Raw genomic sequence first — 736 nt, forward strand, 5'->3', positions numbered from 1 at the left:
ATGGTGTGGCTCATCATCAGGAACCCGACCGTCTCCAGGCCCAGCTCGCGGGCCAGCCCGAAATGCTGGATCGAGACGTCGGCTTCGGTGCAGTGGGTGGCGATGCGGCAGATGGAACCACCGTTGTTCTGGGCCTCTTTGATGTCTTCTTTGGTGCCCACCCCGGGCAGCATCAGGAACGCGATCTTCGATTCCTTGGCCGTCTCGGCCGCCAGTTTGATCAGTTCCTGCTCCGGGGTCTTGGAGAACCCGTAGTTGAAGCTGGACCCGCCCAGCCCATCACCGTGGGTGACCTCTATAACAGGAACGCCGGCACTGTCCAGTGCCGCGACAATGGCACCGACCTCGTCGGTGGTGAACTGGTGCCGCTTGTGATGCGACCCGTCGCGCAGCGACGTGTCGGTCATCCGGATATCCCACATCGGGTCGAAATAGATCTCGTTGGTACTCATGCGTGGCCTCCTGTCGTGGCTGCCAGTACTTCCTTGGCGATCTCCTCGCCCACCTTGGTGGCCGCGGCGGTCATGATGTCGAGGTTGCCGGCATACGGCGGCAGGTAGTCACCGGCACCTTCGACTTCGATGAAGATGGTGACCACCGCATGCCCGCCGGAGTTCATCGACGGATCGTCGAACTGCGGCTCGTTGAGCAACCGGTAACCGGGCACATACGTCTGCACCTCGGCCACCACGTCCCGGATGGACGCCGCGATGGCATCACGGTCGGCGTCTTCGGG

Annotated in this window: 2 pseudogenes; both read right to left on the reverse strand. The window is 62.6% G+C overall.

What is annotated here, in order from left to right:
- Nucleotides 1–452 (reverse strand): annotated as a pseudogene (locus AC3A6P_RS36080) (4-hydroxy-2-oxovalerate aldolase); the annotation flags it as partial.
- A pseudogene (locus tag AC3A6P_RS36085) lies at nt 449–736 on the reverse strand (acetaldehyde dehydrogenase (acetylating)); the annotation flags it as partial. The pseudogenes AC3A6P_RS36080 and AC3A6P_RS36085, both read right to left, overlap by 4 nt.

It is taken from the genome of Mycobacterium sp. Soil_C_30 (assembly GCF_057656995.1).